13 protein-coding genes are annotated in these 18194 nt (G+C 65.5%); 3 read left to right on the forward strand and 10 right to left on the reverse strand.

All coding sequences use genetic code 11. The annotated features are described in order from the left end of the window. The 3 genes from HY57_RS01675 to HY57_RS01685 all read right to left on the reverse strand — a co-directional run bounded on the left by HY57_RS01675 (position 1) and on the right by HY57_RS01685 (position 5859). Entirely contained in the window at positions 1–711 is a 711-nt protein-coding gene (locus HY57_RS01675; RefSeq protein ID WP_100218239.1) for a lysoplasmalogenase, read from the reverse strand. A gap of 652 nt (positions 712–1363) precedes the next feature. Then, positions 1364–3670: a TonB-dependent receptor gene (locus HY57_RS01680; RefSeq protein ID WP_019466040.1), complete on the reverse strand. Its 2307-nt coding sequence runs from the start codon at positions 3668–3670 to the stop codon at positions 1364–1366. A gap of 1118 nt (positions 3671–4788) precedes the next feature. After that, a complete protein-coding gene (locus tag HY57_RS01685; RefSeq protein ID WP_019463572.1) occupies positions 4789–5859 on the reverse strand; it encodes a glycerophosphodiester phosphodiesterase in 1071 nt (356 codons plus the stop codon). 246 nt (positions 5860–6105) lie between these two features. Between HY57_RS01685 and HY57_RS01690 the strand changes: the two genes are divergently transcribed. Further along, positions 6106–7413: an alpha/beta hydrolase family protein gene (locus HY57_RS01690; RefSeq protein ID WP_019463571.1), complete on the forward strand. Its 1308-nt coding sequence runs from the start codon at positions 6106–6108 to the stop codon at positions 7411–7413. A 213-nt stretch (positions 7414–7626) separates the two neighbouring features. Here HY57_RS01690 and HY57_RS01695 read toward each other — a convergent pair whose 3' ends face one another. Beyond that, positions 7627–9957 carry a TonB-dependent receptor gene (locus HY57_RS01695; RefSeq protein ID WP_019463570.1) on the reverse strand — a complete coding sequence of 777 codons (2331 nt, stop codon included), beginning with the start codon at positions 9955–9957 and terminating at the stop codon, positions 7627–7629. Positions 9958–10388: 431 nt separating this feature from the next. After that, positions 10389–12134: an alkaline phosphatase gene (locus HY57_RS01700; protein ID WP_019465297.1), complete on the reverse strand. Its 1746-nt coding sequence runs from the start codon at positions 12132–12134 to the stop codon at positions 10389–10391. Positions 12135–12241: 107 nt separating this feature from the next. Between HY57_RS01700 and HY57_RS01705 the strand changes: the two genes are divergently transcribed. After that, a complete protein-coding gene (locus tag HY57_RS01705) occupies positions 12242–13270 on the forward strand; it encodes a PHB depolymerase family esterase (RefSeq protein ID WP_019465296.1) in 1029 nt (342 codons plus the stop codon). Here HY57_RS01705 and HY57_RS01710 read toward each other — a convergent pair. The 4 genes from HY57_RS01710 to HY57_RS01730 all read right to left on the reverse strand — a co-directional run bounded on the left by HY57_RS01710 (position 13267) and on the right by HY57_RS01730 (position 17050). Beyond that, entirely contained in the window at positions 13267–14739 is a 1473-nt protein-coding gene (locus HY57_RS01710; RefSeq protein ID WP_192813451.1) for a DUF2252 domain-containing protein, read from the reverse strand. The two genes, HY57_RS01705 and HY57_RS01710, sit on opposite strands and share 4 nt — an antisense overlap. A gap of 212 nt (positions 14740–14951) precedes the next feature. Then, the gene (locus tag HY57_RS01720) at positions 14952–15410 is read right to left on the reverse strand and encodes an Hsp20 family protein (RefSeq protein WP_019465294.1); all 459 of its coding nucleotides are present in this window, start codon (positions 15408–15410) and stop codon (positions 14952–14954) included. Between the two features lie 343 nt (positions 15411–15753). Further along, positions 15754–16158 (reverse strand): GFA family protein, encoded by a 405-nt coding sequence (locus HY57_RS01725; protein ID WP_026033931.1) that lies wholly within the window; start codon positions 16156–16158, stop codon positions 15754–15756. Positions 16159–16207: 49 nt separating this feature from the next. Then, entirely contained in the window at positions 16208–17050 is an 843-nt protein-coding gene (locus HY57_RS01730; RefSeq protein ID WP_026033930.1) for a class I SAM-dependent methyltransferase, read from the reverse strand. A 206-nt stretch (positions 17051–17256) separates the two neighbouring features. Here HY57_RS01730 and HY57_RS01735 point away from each other — a divergent pair, with 206 nt between their 5' ends. Next, complete coding sequence (locus HY57_RS01735; protein ID WP_019465291.1) at positions 17257–17697, forward strand: hypothetical protein; 441 nt, start codon at positions 17257–17259, stop codon at positions 17695–17697. Between the two features lie 3 nt (positions 17698–17700). On the opposite strand, the gene HY57_RS01740 is transcribed toward HY57_RS01735, so the two are convergent. Further along, a complete protein-coding gene (locus HY57_RS01740; protein WP_019465290.1) occupies positions 17701–18168 on the reverse strand; it encodes a GNAT family N-acetyltransferase in 468 nt (155 codons plus the stop codon). Positions 18169–18194 lie beyond the last annotated feature (26 nt).

The following is an 18194-nucleotide window of genomic DNA, read 5'->3' on the forward strand; positions in this document are numbered from 1 at the left end:
TCAATGACTCCCGCGAACCGAACGCGCCAGGCACCACAGCGCCGTGTAGTAGGTGGCCAGCACCCACAGCCCCGACATCGGGATGGCGAAGCGGAAGCGGTCCCAGGCCAGCAGTGTATCGCTGAGCATGAAGATCAGCGCGCCAGCCATGGACCACTGCGCGGAAGCGGCCAGCGCATCCGTGGCGTGCCGGCGCGCGCGCACCACGGCCTGCCCGCCCATGCTGGCCAGCACCAGCACATAGACCACCACGGGCAGGTGCAGCGCATCCGGCAACGACGGCCACAGCGCCCACAGGTTGAACGCGCCGTAGGCGACGCAGGCCAGCATGCCCACGGGGCGCTCGGCGAACCGGCTGTCATCCAGCAAGGCCACGATGAAGCACACGTGTGCCAGCAGGAACGAGACAAGGCCGGCCACGAAAGCGTCCACCGGCAGCATCAGGAAGATGTCGCCCGCCAGCGAGGCCACCATGCCGGCCGCCATCCAGCGCCTGTAGCGCTGCGATACAACCTGCTCCGTGCGCAGCACCATCCCCAGGATGAGCACCGTGGCCAGTGGCTTGCAGACCCAGTGCAGCCAGCGCCAACCGTCGATCTCACCCGGTACTGCGAACGTGATACCCACCATGGCGCCGACGGCCGGCAAGGCGGTCACGCCATCGATACCACGCGACGAGGCAGACCCCATCGTTGCGTTTGAAACAGCCATGCATGGATTCCCCGATCCATCGATCCCCACGGATGGTAGAACCAACCGCTAACGGGGTGCTGTCGCGGCGCAAAAATTCGCCGGCAGCGATGCCCGAAGGGGTAGCCATGGCCACACAAAAAAATGCCCTCCCCCGGTTCACCGGGGGAGGGCTTGCAAGAAGCGGGTACGCCGGCGGGACGGCGTTCCCCCCTCCGCCTTCCCCAAGCGGGGGAAGGCCCTCCACATGCGTTGGGCGCTTGGAACCTGTTCAAAGTCTCGCCTAAACGCCTATATCCCTCACCGTCATTCCCGCGAAAGCGGGAGACGCTCTTTCAACAGCCGAATGGCTGGTCATCCAGCGTCTTTCCCCATGGCGCTTGAAGGCACTGGATCCCCGCTTTCGCGGGGATGACGGTGAGGGGCCGATGTGCGTCTATTGCAAGATCAAACGGAGAACGTGAACGGACTCTTAGAGCCTGTACAACATCTCGCGGAACACCCATTTTCCTCACCGTCATTCCCGCGAAAGCGGGAATCCAGTGCCTTTTCGCCGCCCATAAAGTCGCTGGATGACCAGCCCTTCGGCTGTTGAAAGAGCGCCTCCTGCTTTCGCGGGGATGACGAGCAAAAAATGAGGCGTTTCGACGCTCAAAGGACTTTGAACAAGCTCTTAGAACTTCGCGTTGATGTTGAAGAACACCTGGCGCGGTGCGCCGGCCATCATCGTCTGGTTCCAGCCCTGCGCGTCCGAGGCCACGTAGCCGTTGGTGCCCGTGGTGGCGAAGTAGCGCTTGTTGAACAGGTTGGTCACGTTCAGACCAAGGCTCAGGTCCTTCACGAAGGACAGCGCGCCGAGGTCGTAGTTCACGCCCGCGTTGAACAGCCAGTACGAGGGCACCTGAGAGTCATTGATATAGGTGATATAGCGGCGCCCGGTGTACTTGCCGTCCAGCGTGGCGGTGAAGCCGCCGAAGCTGTAGCTCACGTCGCTGGTGAACATCCAGGTGGGGATGCCGACCACGTACTTGCCGTCCGTCGCGACCACACCGTTGTTGAGATAGTCGTCCTGGTACTTGGAGTTGTCATAGGACAGCGAGTTGAGCCAGCGCAGGTGTTCCACCGGGCGCCAGATCACCGCCAGGTCCACGCCGGTGCTCTTCACCGAGCCCACGTTGTTGAGGATGGCCGAGCAGGTCTGCACCGCGCTGCACGGGGAGACTGCCAGCAGGCGATTGGTGAAGCGGGTGTAGTACGCATCGGCCGAGGCCTCGATGGTATCGCCATGTACGCGATAGCCCGCCTCGAAGGTCTGCGACTGCTCAGGGTTGAGCGAGCCCTTGCTGGCGTCGAATGCCTTCTGCGACTGGCTGAAGGGCAGGAAGCCATAGGCCGAGATGTTCTTGCTGTAGGAGGCGTACACCTCCTGGTTGGCGTCGATCTTGTAGTTCGCGCCCACCTGCGGCAGGAAAGCGTCGCTGGCGCGGATGCGGCCGGCCGCCAGCGCGCTGGTCGCCACCAGCGAGTCGGCCGTGTTGGTCACGCCCAGCGCCTTGGCGCCGAAGTTCAGCGTGAGGCGGTCGTCCATCAGATGGATGGTGTCCGACGCATACGCCATGCGCGTCTGCGTGACGTAGTGCTGGAAGAAGCCGCGCGCAAACGGCTCCTCGTTCTCGTAGAAGTTGCTCAGGTAGTTGTACGCGCCGGTGAGGTAGAAGTAGTTACGTTCCTGGTTGGTCTTGGCGTTCTCCGCCCAGAAGCCCACTTCGATGTCGTTGTTGCCCAGCGAGAACACCAGCGAACCGGTGCCGCCGTAGCGGTCCAGGCCGTAGTCGGTGGTGCGCATGGCCAGCGGCACGGTCGGCGAGGACGCCACGTACGGCGTGGCCCACTGACCTTCGCCGCGGTTGTCGTGGCAGTAGGTGCCGAGGTTCAGCGTGGTGCGGTCGCTGAGGTTGAACGTGCCGCTCAGGCCCGCCAGGCTGTCGCGACGGATACCGCCGCCCGCGTAATAGGTGGAGTCCACCAGGTCATAGCCGGCCGGCAGCGGCGACAGCACCGACGGGTACGCGCCCTTGCCGTTGTACGCGTTGGCGATCTGCACCGAGGTGTTCCAATCCGGCTGCAGGTAGTCCCAGTTCCAGCCCAGCGCCTTCTGGCTGGCCAGGGACAGGTCCATGTAGTCGTATTCCTTGCGGCGCGAGTTGTCGAAGAACAGGCTCACGCTGCCGCCGTCCCACTGGTACACCGATTTCAGGTTCACCTGGTCGGCGCGCTGGTCGCCGTAGCCCTTCCACTTGTCGGTGGAGGCGTGGTCGTACGACACGTACATGGAGAAGCCGTGGTAATCACCCGAGTCCAGACGCACGAAGGTGCGCGTGGTGGAATCGGAGCCGATCACCTGGTTGATGCGCGCGCCGGCCACCTGGTCCGGATCGGCCGAGTAGAACTGGATGGTGCCGCCGAGGTTGGTGTTCGACGCCGTGCCCAGCGCGCCCGCGCCCTGCGCGAGCTCCACCGTGCTGATGTTGTCGCTCGAGATCGCGCGCGTCACCTGCAGGCCGGTGGTGGTGCCGTAGCTCATGTTGCCGAGCGGAATGCCATCCAGCGTAAAGCCCAGGCGGCTCTGGTCGAAGCCGTGCAGCGTGATCTGCGTGGACCACTCGTAGTCGCCCCACGGATCAGCCGCCTGGAAGTTCACGCCCGGCAGCTTGTCGATGGCCTTGAGCGGGCTGGTGCCCGGCGCCAGCTGCTGCAGATCCTCGCTGGTGACCTTCTGCACCTGGCGCGTTTCGCCGGAGGCGACCACCGACACGGCCTCCATGGTCTTGGCCTTGTCGCGGTTGGTGTTGGCCGAGGCGTCGGCGGCAGGTGCCGACGCGGCGGCGGGGCTCACATCGTCGGCGAATGCGATACCGCCATAGAGAGATGCCAGGGTTGCCAGCGCGATCGCGGTCCTGCGAAGGGAAAGCTTGGGCATGACGAGTCCTCGCACGCGGATTCGCCACGAATCCACGTGTTCAATAGATAGAGACAGGGGATGACCGCCCAAACCGATGGGACGGCCAGAGGGAAAGTGCAGACGCATCGCTGTCGTCGGCTAACGGCAAACGGATGGCATCGCGAGCTTGCGTAGAGAGCTGCGGGCGTCCGTGCGTCGCCATGATGGCGAGTTGTTTAGCGCTTCCTTAGGAAATCGTGAAGGTCGCGTGTGTATGCGAGATGACATGCATATTTAAAACACGCGCGTGTGATTTCGTTATTCGTAACGGATGATGTGGCGATATGAGTGATATCGCGAATGGACGTCTATTTGCCTTCGCGCAACTGACGTCGCATGCGCAAGGAGATCACTCAAAACCATGAGCAATATCGACACAACGAGCAATATCGAAGCCATTCGTTGGGCCGGGAGGTGCGAATCTCGCAACACCCTCCCACCGTCATTCCGGCGAAAGCCGGAATCCAGTGACTTGCCTTGCGCGGCGAAAAGACGCTGGATTCCGGCTTTCGCCGGAATGACGGTGAGGGGTAGAAACGTGGCCGAGGCACTCCAGTCCAGGCCGGAATGACGGTGAGGGGTAGAGGCGTGGCCGCCGCACTCCAGTCCGTGCCGGAATGACGGTGAGGGGTAGAGGTGTGGCCGCCGCACTCCAGTCCGTGTCGGAATGACGGTGAGGGATAGAGGCGTGGCCGCCGCACTTCAGTCCGTGCCGGAATGACGGTGAGGGGTAGAGGCGTGGCCGCTGCACTTCAGTCCGTGCCGGAATGACGGTGAGGGGTAGAGGCGTGGCCGCCGCACTTCAGTCCGTGCCGGAATGACGGTGAGAGGTAGAGGCGCGGCCGCCGCACTTCAGTCCGTGCCGGAATGACGGTGAGGGGTAGAGGCGTGGCCGCCGCACTCCAGTTCGCGCCGGAATGACGGTGAGGGATGGAGGCACTGTCTCTGCATTCCAGCCCTCACCGAAAAGGCGATGAGGGATAACCGACGGCTGCTCAATTGCGGCCATCGCCGCCGGTTCAAGGCGGCGCCGAAAAACGGCGAGTGGCGCGAACGCTCACGTCATGTGCGTGAGCGTCAGCGAACGGGCGCCAGCATCAACGCCCATCCAGCGCCTTGCGACCGATTGCCGGATCGTCGGTAAAGAACGCATCCACGCCCGCATCGAGGTAGGCGCGGATCTCGGCGATGGAGCCTTCCTCGTTGAACGTCTTCGGGTCGCTGCCCTTCCAGAAATTCTTGGCCTGGAAGTAGTTCTCCGGGCGGAAGGTGTAGGGGTGCAGCTCCAGCTTCACCGCGTGCGCGTCATGCGCGAGCGCGGTGGGCTTGCCCAAGGTGCCATCCGCGGCCAACGGAATGATCGAGCGGATGTTCGGCCCGATGGCATCGGCGTAACCGGCGATGTCGCGCAGGCCGGCCGGCGTCATCATCTGTGCGAAGTTCAGCTTCTTGCCGGCGGCCACCACGTCGTACGGCTCTTCCTTGGCGTCGCCCAGCAGCTGCAGCAGGCGGATGTTCGGATGGTCCTTGCCCAGCTTGCCGCGCAGGTAGCGCAGGTTGGCGATCTCGAACGACTGGATTTCCACCGGCGCCGTGCGTGTGTAGGCGTGTGCCGCGAGGATCTCCAGCACGCGGTCTTCCATCGGCAGCCCCGCCTTCTGGAAGTAGGTGCCGTGCTTGATCTCGGGGATGATGCCGATCACGCGGCCCTGCGTGGCCGACTCGGTCGCCACGAAGTCGATGATCTCGTCCAGCGTGGGAATCTGGAACTGGCCGTCATACGCGGTGCTGCGAAACTGCGGCAGGCGCTCGCGAGCACGCAGCGTCTTCAGCTCCGCCAGCGTGAAGTCTTCGGTGAACCAGCCGGTGACCTTCTCGCCGTCGACGGTCTTGGTGGTCTTGCGCGCGGCGAATTCCGCATGCTGCGCCACGTCGGTGGTGCCGCTGATCTCGTTCTCGTGGCGGGCCACCGGCACGCCGTCCCGGGTCATCACCAGATCCGGCTCGACAAAGTCCGCGCCATCGGCGATGGCCTTGCCATAGGACGCCAGCGTGTGTTCCGGCCGCAGCGCGCTCGCGCCGCGATGGCCGATCACCAGCACCTTCTTCGCCAGTGGCGCTTCGTTGGCCTGACTATCGACCGACATCACCAGTGCACCCGCCATCATGATGGCCCAGCATAAACGACCCACGGCTACTCCTTTGCATGTGTCCCGACGCGCCCGTGCGGCGCAGTGATCCAGACATCGTGACGGCATCGCATGTCGTTTCATTGACAGGATGGCGCCACCGCGTTTGAACGCAAGCTGCCCGACAGCCATGCCATGACTGGTGGCACCATCGTGACTTGCGGCCAATGGCCACCCGCCGTGCCGCTGCTAGCGTGCACCCATCCATCCTCCGCCGGGACACCCATGCTCGCCACGCTGCTCGCCGCCCTGCTCGCCGGTTCAGCCCCCGCCGCCGACTGCCACATCGGCGCTTATCGCCTCAGCGACGGCAGCACGCTGGACATCGCCCCCACGGACACCGACGCACTGCGCTGGCGGCACATCGACGGCAGCACCGGCAAGCTCACCCGCGCTGCCAACGACACGTGGACCAGCACGCTAGGCTGGACTGACCGCCCGGATGGCAAGGACGTCCGCTTCGTCGACTGCGCCAAGGGCAAGCTCAGCTTCGACGGCAAGTCGGGGCAGCGTATGCCGCTGCAGGTGCAGGAAACCAGCTTTGCCGGCGATGGCGGCACGCGGCTGGTGGGCCGCCTTATCCTGCCACCCGGCCAGGCGAAGGTCCCCGTGGTCGTGCTGGTGCACGGCGCGGAACACGACTCGGCGATGCAGTTCGACGCCATGCAGCGCGAGCTTCCCGCCCAGGGCGTCGGAGCGTTCGTGTATGACAAGCGCGGCACGGGCTCGTCCGCGGGTTCGTATACGCAGGACTACGGTGTGCTCGCCAGCGACGCCGTGGCGGCCGTCGCCGAGGCGCGTCGCCTGGCCGGCGCACGCGCCGGCCGCGTGGGCTACCGCGGCGGCAGCCAGGGTGGTTGGGTCGCGCCGCTGGCCGCGACGCGCACCAAGGTCGACTTCGTCATCGTCGGCTACGGCCTTGCCGTATCGCCGCTGGAAGAGGATCGCGAGGCGGTCGCACTGGATCTCAAGCTTAAGGGCTATGACCAGTCGGTAATCGACAAGGCCTGGGAGCTCTCCGATGCCATCGGCCTGGTCCTTTCCAGCAACCTCACCCAGGGCTTCGACCAGCTCGACGCGGCCAAGGCCAAGTACGGCAAGGAGCCCTGGTACAAGGACGTGCGCGGCGACTTCAGCTACATGGTGCTGCCGATGAGCGATGATGAGATTCGCGAAAAGGGCAAGGCATTCCTGTCGTGGAACGTGCCCTGGCATTACGACGCCATGCCGGTGCTGGAGAAGCTCCAGACCCCGCAGCTGTGGGAACTGGGCGAAGACGACATCGATGCCCCGAGCGGGGAAACCCTGCGTCGTCTCGCGTCCCTGCAAGCCAAGGGACTGCCCATCACCACCGCCCTCTTCCCGCATGCCGAGCACGGCATGACCGAGTACGAAATGAAGGGCCGCGAGCGCGTCAGCACGCGGTATTCGGCGGGCTATATGCAGATGACCATCGATTATGCAAAGGGCACCTGGCATCCGCCGTATGGGGCAAGCAAGGTGGTGATGCCGGGAAACGCGGCGACCCCGTAACGCCACAACGCCCGCGACATCCTGTGGGAGCGCACCCTGTGCGCGACGCCAGCTCGCGAGGCGCATGAAGACACCGTCGCCGTGATCCTGTTTGGCGATGACCGACCACTGAGTTGAACATCATCGCCGCGGTCGCGCACAGGGTGCGCTCCCACAAGGGCGGCGCCTTCGCGGCGACACGGCCGAGGCCGTGCCACCACGTTCAACCATCGATCAGAACTTCACATCCAGCGTCAGGAACCCCTGCCGCGGCGCGCTGGCATGGAAGGCCAGCGCGCGGCCCGCCGGGTCGGCATTGGTGAACGCGGTGAGGTTGGACGCATAGCGCTTGTCGGTGAGGTTGGTGACGTTGAGCGAGAGCTTCACATCGGTCAGGCCGTACACCTTGCCGAAGTCGTAACCCGCGCCGAAGTCGAACGACGTGTAGCCACCGAAGCCCTGGTCGTTGGTGTAGGTGTAGTAGCGCGTACCGGTGTACTTGCCGCGCAGGCCGACGTTCCATGGGCCATACACCCAGCTGATCTCGCTGGCGAACAGCTTGTTGGGCGTGTCCACCGTCACCTTGCCCCGGGTCGGCACGGTCACGCCGTTCTGCTGGTAGTTGTCGTCGTAGGTGGAGCGGTTGAACGACGCGGAGTTGTACCACTCGAAGTGCGCGAACGGCTTCCAGATGAAGGTGAACTCCGCACCGTGGCTGCTCACCGAGCCCACGTTGTAGAAGCGCGTGGTGCACAGCGGCGTGGTGCCCTGCTGGATGCTCGGGCAGGGGTTGAGCGACAGCAGTCGGTTGTCGAACTTCACGTCATACGCGGCAACGGATGCCTCGAACTCGCGCTGCACCACGCGGTAGCCGCCTTCGATGGTGCGCGACTGTTCCGGCTTGAGGTTGCCCTGCGTGGCATTGAACGCCGACTGCGTCACCAGCAGCGGGCCGCTGGCGCCGCCGCCCTGGAACGCGGCGATGTTCTTCGCGTATGACAGGAACACTTCCTGACCCGCGCCCAATTGGTAACCGATGCCGGCTTCCGGCAGCAGCGCCTTGCTGGCGTTGAGACGGCCGTTGGCCACGGGTGCTTCCACCGCCACGCCAGGCACTTCCTGTGCGCTCATGCTCACGTGCGGGCTCTTCACGCCCACGTCGATGCTGAGGCGGTCATCCAGCAGCTTGAAGCTGTCCTGCAGGTAAGCCTGGCGCGTGATGATGGTGTACTTCTGGTAGAACAGGCGACGGTTCGGATCGCTCAGGTAGTTGTCGTCGTTGACCGGGCCGGTGATCCAGTAGAAGTTGCGCTGCACCGAGTGGTGGTTGTTCTCGTACCACACGCCGCCTTCCACGTGGTGGCCGCCGATATCCCACGTCGCCGACGCGATCGCGCCATTGCGGTTGATGGTGTAGTTGGTGCTGCGGATGGAGATGGGCACTTCCTGCGCCGTGCCCGGGTACGACGGCTGGCCCGGCGCCCACCAGTGGCCCTGGCCACCGTTCTCGTGGTGGTAGACCTGGGCGTGCAAGGTCACCGTGTCGCTGGGGAAGAAGTCGCCGGCGAGGTAGTACAAGTCATCGCGACGCAGCGCGCGGCTCTGGTAGTAGGCATCGTCGATGTTGTCCACGCCGCCGGAGAACGCACAGCGCGCGTCACGCTGGCCGCCCTTGGTGTAGATGGGCGCGCAGTACGCGGCGGACACCGCGCGCTGCCAGTCCGGCGCATACAGGTTCCAGTCCCAGCCCAGGCCGCGTGCCATGCCGCTCTTGGACAGGTAGGCGTAGTCGGCCTGCGAGGTGCGCGAGTTGTCGGCGTAGGCGGTGATCTTGCCGCCGTCGAACTGGTACACCGCCTTGGTGTTGAACTGCTTGGTGGTGGTCGGCGACGCCGGCGGCGCCCACATGTCGGCGGTGGCGCGAATGCCGGACACGTACATCGAGAAGCCGTGGTAGTCGCCCGAGTCCAGGCGCAGGTAGGTGCGGCGGTTCTGGTCGCTGCCGAAGGTCTGGCTGACGCGGCCGCCGAACGTGATCGACGGATCGTCGGTGTAGTACTGGGCGGTGCCGCCGAGATTGCTGGTGGACGCGGTGCCCAGGCTGCCGATGCCCGAGGCCAGTTCCACGCCGCCGAAATTTTCCGCCAGCATGGCGCGGCTGATGTTGAGGCCGTTGTAGTTGCCGTAAGCATTGTCGCCCAGCGGCAAGCCATCCAGCGTGTAACCCAGGCGCACGGTATTGAAGCCACGCAGGCTGATGGTCTGCGATTCCTCGTTGGCGCCGAACGCGTCGTTGGACTGCACGTTCACGCCCGGGATGCGGTTGAGCACCTTCTGGATGCTGGTGCCGGCCGGCAATACCTTGGTGTCCTGCACGGTGACGCGCTGCACCTGGCGGGTTTCGCCCTGGCCGATCACCGAGATGCTTTCCAGGTTCTTCGCGCCATCCGCGCTGGCTGACGCGGCGGCGCCGTCAGCGGGCTGCGGATTCTCGGCGGCGAAAGCGCTGGGCAACAAAACGACCAAGGCCGCCGCAACAGCGGCAGCGAGCACGTGCTTCTTCATTGAGCGTGAACTCCGGGGGATGGGGAATCCGCGTGCAGCGGATACCCCGATCCTGCGGGCGTCGTGTGAAATTACGTTTACATGAAAATTTCACGCGTCAGCTTCGTGAAGACTTGCGTGGGTGTGGCCGGCTCGCCATGCCCTTTCCTCCACGCATTCCCCTCTGCGTACATTTCCCTCACCGTCATCCCCGCCTCACCGTCATCCCCTCCTCACCGTCATCCCCTCCTCACCGTCATCCCCGCGAAAGCGGGGATCCAGTGCCTTTTTAGGCGCACGGCTAGAACGAAAGACGCTGGATCCCCGCTTTCGCGGGGATGACGGTGAGGGGGAGCGGGAGTGGTGGCACACGCGGAGACGCGGACGCGGACGCGCACGCCGCGCGCCACGCACCTGCGAAATGTTTTGGCCCTTTCGAGCCCTCGCCACCTTCACCGCACCGCCGGCAATCCCACCTGCTGCAACCACGCCTGATACGTCGGCCGATCCACCGGCACACCCTCTTTGTTGCAACTGCCCAGCTTGCACAGCTCGTCGCGCAGACGCGGCGTGTGCTGAACGATCACATGGAAGATCACGTTCTGCTCCAGCTCGCCATGGAACGCTGCCGCGCCGGGACCGTTGGCGAAGATCGCCACGTCCTCGCCACCATGCGTCTCGGCCTTCATCGGCAGGATGGATTCCTGCATGTAGTCGGGGTCGCTGGTCTTCACCCTGGCAAGGTCGGGGCGACCCTTGGTGGCATACGAGTACTCATGCGCGCTGTGCGGGAAGGTCTTGCTGCCTTCCGGCTGTGTATCGCTGGCACCGGTGTAGCCCGGGCCGTTGGCAAAACCCAGCGTGGTGTACGGCTTGCCGGCGGCATCGCGCGCGAGGCCTGCGCCGCCTTCCTCGTCGTAGCTGTCGTTGTGGCCCTGCACCAGGCCGAGGATGTCGTTGCCGCGCCTGGGGTAACCGGCGAAGGTCATGGTGTGGCTGTGGTCGGCCGTCACCACGATCAGGGTGTCGCGCGGATCGGTGTGCTGCAGCGCGGCCTCTACGGCGTCGGCCATGGCGATGGTTTCGTCCAGCGCGCGATAGGCATTGCCGGCGTGTAGCGCATGGTCGATGCGACCGCCTTCCACCATCAGGAAGAAACCGTTGGGGTTCTGCTTGAGCACATCGATGGCGCTGGCGGTCATCTGCGCCAGGCTGGGCTCGTCGAGCTTGTCGTTGACGCGCTCGTGCTCGTAGCTGAGGTGCGAGGCGTTGAACAGGCCCAGCACCTGCTTCGTGCGCGCAAGGTCCAGCGATTTCAGCTGCTGGCCGCTCCACACATAGGCGCCATCGGGATGTCGGCGCTTCCATTCACCGATAAGGTCGCGCCCATCCAGGCGCTGGCCGACCTTGCCCTGCTCCACCGGATCGTCCTCGCCGGCGAGCATGAACTCCGTGCGCCCACCGCCCATCGCCACGGTGAGGCCGTTGCCGGGGAAGTCGATGAGCTGTGCGGCGAAATCCTTGCAACCCTGTGCCTTGGCATCGGCGGTGAGATCGGCGTCGACTTCCCAGTTGCGCTCCGGCAGATGGCCGTATGTCGCCGCTGGCGTGGCGTGGGTGATGCGCGTGGTGGTGATGGCTCCCGTGCTCATGCCGGCGGCTGAAGCGAGTTCCAGCGTGCTCACCAGTTCCTGTCCATGCGAGGCGGTGCAATCCTGGCGGCGTGGCACCTGCGACACGCCGATGAAGCCGGCGCGCGTCTTCACGCCGCTCATGATCGCCGTCATGGTGCCGGCCGAATCGGGCGTCTGCTGGTCCGTTTCATAGGTGCGGCTCAGGGCGCTGAAGGGAAAGCGCTCGAAGCTCATGCGGTAGCTTTCGCCATCCACGCCCTTCAGCTGCCCCGCGCGCACATGGGCCGCCGCAATGGTCGGCAGGCTCATGCCATCGCCGAGGAAGACAATGACGTTCTTCGCGCGCTGGGTGCCACTGTTCGATTGCGCCGACAGCTGTGCCGCGGATGCCGCGCCCTGGCGGAACCACCACGGCGGGGTCTCACCATCGGGACGCGGGATGGCCGGCACGTCGATGGCGGCCGTGGCTGCGGGAGGCGTGACGGCCTGGCCCGCGCAGGCGCCGAGCAGCGAGAAGGAAGCAAGCAACGTGGCGCGGCGCGCCAGCGGCGAGGGACGGAACATCGGCTACCCCTTGGTCGATAGATGTCGCACGGACGAACCATCGATCCTACCGTGCCCGCAAGAACTTGCTGTGACAGCGCCGTGGCGGACTGCGCTAGCCTGCCGCCATGAACCGTCGCGTGCTTCCGCTGGCCTGCCTCGCATGGATGATCGCCACCGCATCGGCCGGCGAGGCACCCACGGGCACGCTCAACGACGTCGTGTTCTCGCGCTATGGCGACTACTCGAGCAGCGCGGAACTGGCACGCCGGCTGGTTACGCCGCTCAATGCGTGGCGCCTGCAGCAGCAGGCGGCGGCCAATGGCATGGCCATCGCCGACCAGCCGGTGGACCTGGCACGCGAGCGCTTCGCCATGTACGTGCCTGCGCAGGCACCGCCGGATGGCTACGCACTGCTGGTCTTCGTGCCGCCCTGGGACGAAGCGAGGGTGCCGCCCAGCTGGACACCGGTGCTGGACCGCCACGGCATGATCCTCGTCACCGCCGCCAACATCGGCAACGACACCAGCCTGCTGGACCGGCGCGATCCGGTGTCGCTGCTCGCCGCCATCAATGTCATGGCGGGCTATCGCGTGAATCCGCAGCGCGTGTACGTCGGGGGTCTTTCCGGTGGTTCCCGCGTGGCGCAGCGACTGGCGCTGGGTTATCCGGACCTGTTCCACGGCGCGCTGCTGAATGCCGGCAGCGACCCCCTCGGCAAGACCATACCGCTGCCGCCGGCCTCCTTGCTGGAACAGTTCCAGGCGGGCACGCACGTGGTCTTCCTGACCGGGCAGATGGATGCGAGCAACCTGGCGTCGGACCGCGTGAGCCGGCAGTCACTGCGCGACTGGTGCGTCGATGACATCGTCACACGGGAGATGCCATGGAAGGGCCACGCGCTGGCCGAGCCTGCAGCGCTGGACTACGCGCTGACCTCGCTGGAAGCATCGCACGCGCCGGACGCGGCGAAACTCACGGCCTGCCGCTCAGGCATCAGCGCCAGCCTGGACGACGACCTGGCCAAGGCGACCGCGGCACTGGATGCCGGCCACGCCGACGAAGCAAGGAAACGGCTGGAGGCGATCGACCAACGCTACGGCGGCCTTGCCGCACCGCGCAGCGTGGCGCTGGCGGCGCGACTGGCCAAGCCCTAGCTGAGCGTCGCCGCCTCCAGACGGCCGGCGCGCACCGCCTTCACCAGCGCCTCGTGATCGCGTTCGTTCTGCACGGCGTAGGCCACTGAGAACGAGGTGATGGCATCGGCGAACGCATCGCTCTTGCCCAGGTAGGCCGACAGCAGCACGGCGTCGCCCGATCGCGCATGCGCGCGGGCCAGCGCGTGCGCGCACAGGCGGCCGTAACGGCGCAGGTTGGGCACGCGCATCACTTCGACCTGCGGCGAGATTTTCGCGTCACGCAGCTGGCGCACGTAGAACTGCCGCCTTGGCCCTTGCGTCCAGCCAAGGAACATGTCGCTGGCCGACTGCATCAGCCGCTGGCCCGCCACGACGCGTTGCCCGTGGTGTTTATAGGGGCTGAGCCCCACGAACGGCTCGATCACCGACTGCCGTGCTTCCTTGAACTGCAGGAACAGCGGGTCGCCGTTGCCCGACACCAGCAGAATGATGCCGCAATAGGTGCCCACACTGCCCACGCCCACCACTTTCACCGCCGAATCCACGGGCGCGAAGCGGTCGAGCAGGACGCGGCGCTCCGGCAGCAGCGTCTCGCGGTAATAGTCGTAGGCCTGCTGGCGCTCCTCCTCCGACACGTGATTGTGCACGTCGTTGTCGTGATAGATCAGCGGCGGCTCGTCCTGGATGCGCGGCGGCGAGCCGCCCGCCACGGTGAGCTTGATGAATTCCTTGGTATGCGCGGTGTACTCGACCGCCTTGCGCACGCTCTTGGTGGCAAGCTTCCGCATCTCCTCGTCCTGCATGCGGTCGATGACGTCCTGCAGGTCGATGTGGTCGTACCACGCCTCGAGCAGCGGCATCTCGGCATAGCCGGCAAGACGCTCCCGGTAGGCGGTCGCGGCGGCCCAGGCGATGTCCCTGGCGTCATCGGCGTTGAAGCCATTGGCCTGCGCAGCCACCACCAGGCTGGCGCACAGGCGCTTGACGTCCCACTCCCACGGGCCGATGGCCGTCTCGTCGAAATCGTTGATGTCGAACACGAGCTTGCGCTCGGGCGTGGCGAAGCCGCCGAAGTTGACCAGATGGCAGTCACCGCAGATCTGCAGGTGGACGCCCGTGCTCGCCGTGGTGGCGAGGTCGCCCGCCATGACCGCCGCCGCGCCGCGGTAGAAGGCAAACGGCGAGGCCATCATGCGCGCGTTGCGTATCGGCACCAGCGAAGGAACGCGTCCCTGCGAGGACTGGATAAGCACCTCCACGGGATCGACGCGGTTCTTCGGTGCCTTCCAGCCACCCAGCGACTTGCGCGGCACCTTCTCGCGGATCGCCTTGGCCATGGCCTCGCGTTCCCTGGGACTCTTGAGCAGTGTCGCCTGCGACAGTGGCCCCTCCTGCTGCGGGGCATGTGCGTGGGCAACGTCCTTGCCCGCCTTCGCGGGGCGCTTGCGCGTTACACGGGGAGCCTGCTCATCTGTCGTCGTCGACATGGTTTCCACCTCGCGAGGAACGTACCAGGGCCAATGAAATCACATCAGCGGTTCATTTGACGCCCACCACTTCCCAAGGGGAACAGAAAAAATACCTATGCCGGCCCATGGACGCCGTTCGCCGCGGGCCACGCCGCTGGGTCGACCTGCAAAAAAAGGGGTGACGCGAGCGTCACCCCTTCGTGCCATCGGCGGAAGTCCCCTGCCTGCGATCAGGCAGCCTGGCTGTGGATCTGCGTCGCCGGCGCGGCCGTTTGGCCGATCTCGACGCGGCGCAGCTTGTACGCCTCGGGAATCTCGCGCTTGAGGTCGATCACCAGCAGGCCGTTCTCCATCTGCGCGCCGGTCACCAGCATGTGGTCGGCCAGCTCGAAGCGGCGGTTGAACGGACGGTTGGCGATGCCACGGTGCAGCACTTCGCCTTCCTGTTCGCCCTTGCGCTCGCCGGTCACGGTGAGCATGTTGCCCTGCACGGTGATGTTGATGTCCTCGCGGCTGAAACCGGCCACCGCCATGGTGATGCGGTACTTGTCCTCGCTCAGCTTCACCGAGTCGAACGGGGGCCAGTTGTCGTTCGACTGTGTGCGGGCAGCCGCCTCGAGCAGGTCGAACACGCGGTCGTAGCCGATGCTGGAACGATGCAGCGGCGAGAAATCCAGAACAGTACGCATAACCATATTCTCCGATGAGCAACAGGTAGACGCCGCGCGACATGCAGCGGCGCACCGGCCCCGAAGCGACCGGTGGCAGGGAAATGTGGCTGCTGCTTTTCGATTCAAGCCGGCGATTTCAGCCCTCGTTTAGCCATCCATCATGGGGCTGCCAGGCACTTGAATGGCGTGAGTGGTGCCCCATGGGCACGGTGCATGTGATCTCAAGGGACAGGCGAGCGACTGCATCGCTATCTACCGCGTAACGGATGGCCTGACCGTCGAGAGCTGGCACCAAAGAGGCCACCGCACCCGGCACAGGCGATTCGGCGCGATCAAGAAATGATGGCGGGCGGCACGCGCGTCACGACGGATCGCCGTCATGACGCACGATGTCGGTGGGCAACGTCACCCAGGCGTGCCGGCGATGCTCGTAGACCGAGTCTTCCGGCGGCGGAAAGGTCGGGTCGGCAAACGCGCCCACGGCCACGGACACGCGCCCGGTCACGCCTTCCTCCGTATGGAACACCGTGCTGCCGCAGGTGGGACAGAAGCGGAAACGGAACTGCGCGCCATGATCGCCGGTGCGCACGAATTCCGTCGCCTTGCCGGTGACCATGTACGGTTCGGCGAAGGCCGCCAGCGCGGCGAACACGCTACCCGTGCGCTGCTGGCAGGCCAGGCAGTGGCATACGCCCACGCCGAGCGGCTCGCCTTGCACGTCGATTCGCAACTGGCCGCAATAACAGCTTGCAGTTCTGCTGGACATGGAAACCTCCGTGGAGCCACGCATGGCGCGGGCGATCATCTTGCGCGCTTCAGCGTCTCGTCGCCAGCACGCCATCCAGCGCCAGCTGGGCCTGGAAGCCTGCCTTCTCCAGCCGCTTGGCCACTTCACGCGGCACGTCGCGGTCGCTGGTGAGCTTGTTGGGGCTGCCGGTGTAATGGAACAGGCGCCCGCCACGGCGAAGCACGCGCGCAAGCTGGTCGTAGAACGCCTGCGAGTACAGCTCGCCGGCGATACCGAAGCGCGGCGGATCGTGCAGCAACGCATCCACCGACGCGTCACCGACCTGCGCAATGGCTTGCGATACGTCGGCGTGGTTCAACGCAAGGCGTCCACCGCTGGAAGCGGCATCCGGATCCGGCGACCACGGATTGATGGTGCGCAGCCACAGCACGTCCGGGTTCTTCTCGAACGACTGGATGCGCGCCACGCCGGCCTCCAGGCAGCACGCCGCGAAATAGCCCAGGCCACCGCAGGTGTCGAGCACCACCTTGCCACGCGGTTCGACCAGCGCCACCTTGCGACGCGCGTCCTCGAACGGCGACTCCTTCGAGGTGGGCAACATCTTGATGCCGTCGATCTCGAACGTGGGCGCGCCCCATTCGGTGGGTACCAGCTTGATCAGCGAGTGGGAGAAGCACGACACGGAGGAGAAGTCCTCGCCGTCCCAGTAATAAATCGTGCGGTCCTTCAGCTTGCCCGGGTAGGGATAGCGCTGGCCGTTCCACTGCCAGTCCTCCGCCTGCAGCGATGCGCTGCCGGTGGAGCGGCCCAGATCCATCGAGCCCTTCCATTCGGCATTGCCGGCGGCACGCGCGGCGAGCAAGGCCTCGCCGACGAGGCGCGTGAGCAGGGGGCCGGTGTAATGCGACACGAGGGACATCTCCAGGAGCGAATCCGCGCATTTTATGCGCTAACGCCCGACGCGTGGCCGATAAGGAGTGCCGACCATGCGCGTCGCAGGCCGAGGTTTCCGTTGCGGAAAATTTACGCAGCTTGCCCGCTTGCCGGATAGCGCCTTTACACCAAGCGACCTCAGCATGTCCGCATCCGCCCCAAGGGGCGACGACGGTAACTGCCGTGAGCATCGTGATCATCCAGGGCCCCCACGCCCATGGCCTCGCCAGCGGCGAGCTCCAGCGCAACCTGCAGCCGCTGGCCCTTGCCGCCGGCCGGACGCTGGAATGGTTCCGCTGCCACGAACTGCGCGACTTCGTCGCCTGCGTGCGCTCGGCGAAGCGCCGCGCATCGGAGTTCATGCTGCTGGATCCGGGTGAGCTGGGCCTGCAGGCCATGGCGCATCCGGAGGCAGGTCTGGGCGATGCGCTGGACGAGGTCGACACGCCTTATGTCGAGGTACACGAGGACGCCAGTACCGAGCTGGGTATCCAGCCGGGCCAGCACCATGCCCCGGTCGCCACCGTCATCATCAACGGCGATATCGGTTGCAGCTATCGCATCGGCCTCGGCATTGCGCTCCGGCAGCTGGACGACGAAGGCATCGCTGTCCGCGCGGCCTGAGGCTCAGCAGCCCAGCCGCTTGCTCATGGGCACGCAAGCCAGGCTCACGCCCAGGGAGGAGTGGTACACGCTCCTGCCATCGCCCTCGAAACCGAGCTTTCGGTAGAACGGCGCAGCATTCAGGGTCGCCTCCAGCTCGATCTGCGCCAAGCCGGCATCGCGCGCGATGGCCTCCAGATGATCCATCAGGGCACGGCCGACACCCTGCCCCATGTAGCCGGGCAGCACGAAGATCGCGTCGATCTTGGCCGTCGTCAGGTCGAGCATGCCGGTGCCCACCACCTCGTTCTCCACCACGGCCACGTGGAAATGGCCGGCGACGCGTTGCGCGAAGGCCGTGGACATGGCGCCGGATGTCCAGGTCACCAGATCTTCCATCGGATAGTGGTCGCCGCATTGTGCGAGGATCGCCGCGCGACGCACGGCGAAGCTCGCGGGTGCGTCGTCGATGGTCGCTTTCCTGATATGCATCATCGTTGCCTTGGGCGGAACGGGAT

The sequence above is a fragment of the Dyella japonica A8 genome (assembly GCF_000725385.1).
GTDB classification, from domain to species: domain Bacteria; phylum Pseudomonadota; class Gammaproteobacteria; order Xanthomonadales; family Rhodanobacteraceae; genus Dyella; species Dyella japonica_C.

Coding starts and splice junctions, on each gene's coding strand:
- HY57_RS01695 (WP_019463570.1), bottom strand. CDS start 9,957: ATGAAGAAGCACGTGCTCGCTGCCGCTGTTGCGGCGGCCTTGGTCGTT.
- HY57_RS01705 (WP_019465296.1), top strand. CDS start 12,242: ATGAACCGTCGCGTGCTTCCGCTGGCCTGCCTCGCATGGATGATCGCC.
- HY57_RS01710 (WP_192813451.1), bottom strand. CDS start 14,739: ATGTCGACGACGACAGATGAGCAGGCTCCCCGTGTAACGCGCAAGCGC.
- HY57_RS01685 (WP_019463572.1), bottom strand. CDS start 5,859: ATGATGGCGGGTGCACTGGTGATGTCGGTCGATAGTCAGGCCAACGAA.
- HY57_RS01725 (WP_026033931.1), bottom strand. CDS start 16,158: ATGTCCAGCAGAACTGCAAGCTGTTATTGCGGCCAGTTGCGAATCGAC.
- HY57_RS01690 (WP_019463571.1), top strand. CDS start 6,106: ATGCTCGCCACGCTGCTCGCCGCCCTGCTCGCCGGTTCAGCCCCCGCC.
- HY57_RS01675 (WP_100218239.1), bottom strand. CDS start 711: ATGGCTGTTTCAAACGCAACGATGGGGTCTGCCTCGTCGCGTGGTATC.
- HY57_RS01700 (WP_019465297.1), bottom strand. CDS start 12,134: ATGTTCCGTCCCTCGCCGCTGGCGCGCCGCGCCACGTTGCTTGCTTCC.
- HY57_RS01680 (WP_019466040.1), bottom strand. CDS start 3,670: ATGCCCAAGCTTTCCCTTCGCAGGACCGCGATCGCGCTGGCAACCCTG.
- HY57_RS01740 (WP_019465290.1), bottom strand. CDS start 18,168: ATGCATATCAGGAAAGCGACCATCGACGACGCACCCGCGAGCTTCGCC.
- HY57_RS01720 (WP_019465294.1), bottom strand. CDS start 15,410: ATGCGTACTGTTCTGGATTTCTCGCCGCTGCATCGTTCCAGCATCGGC.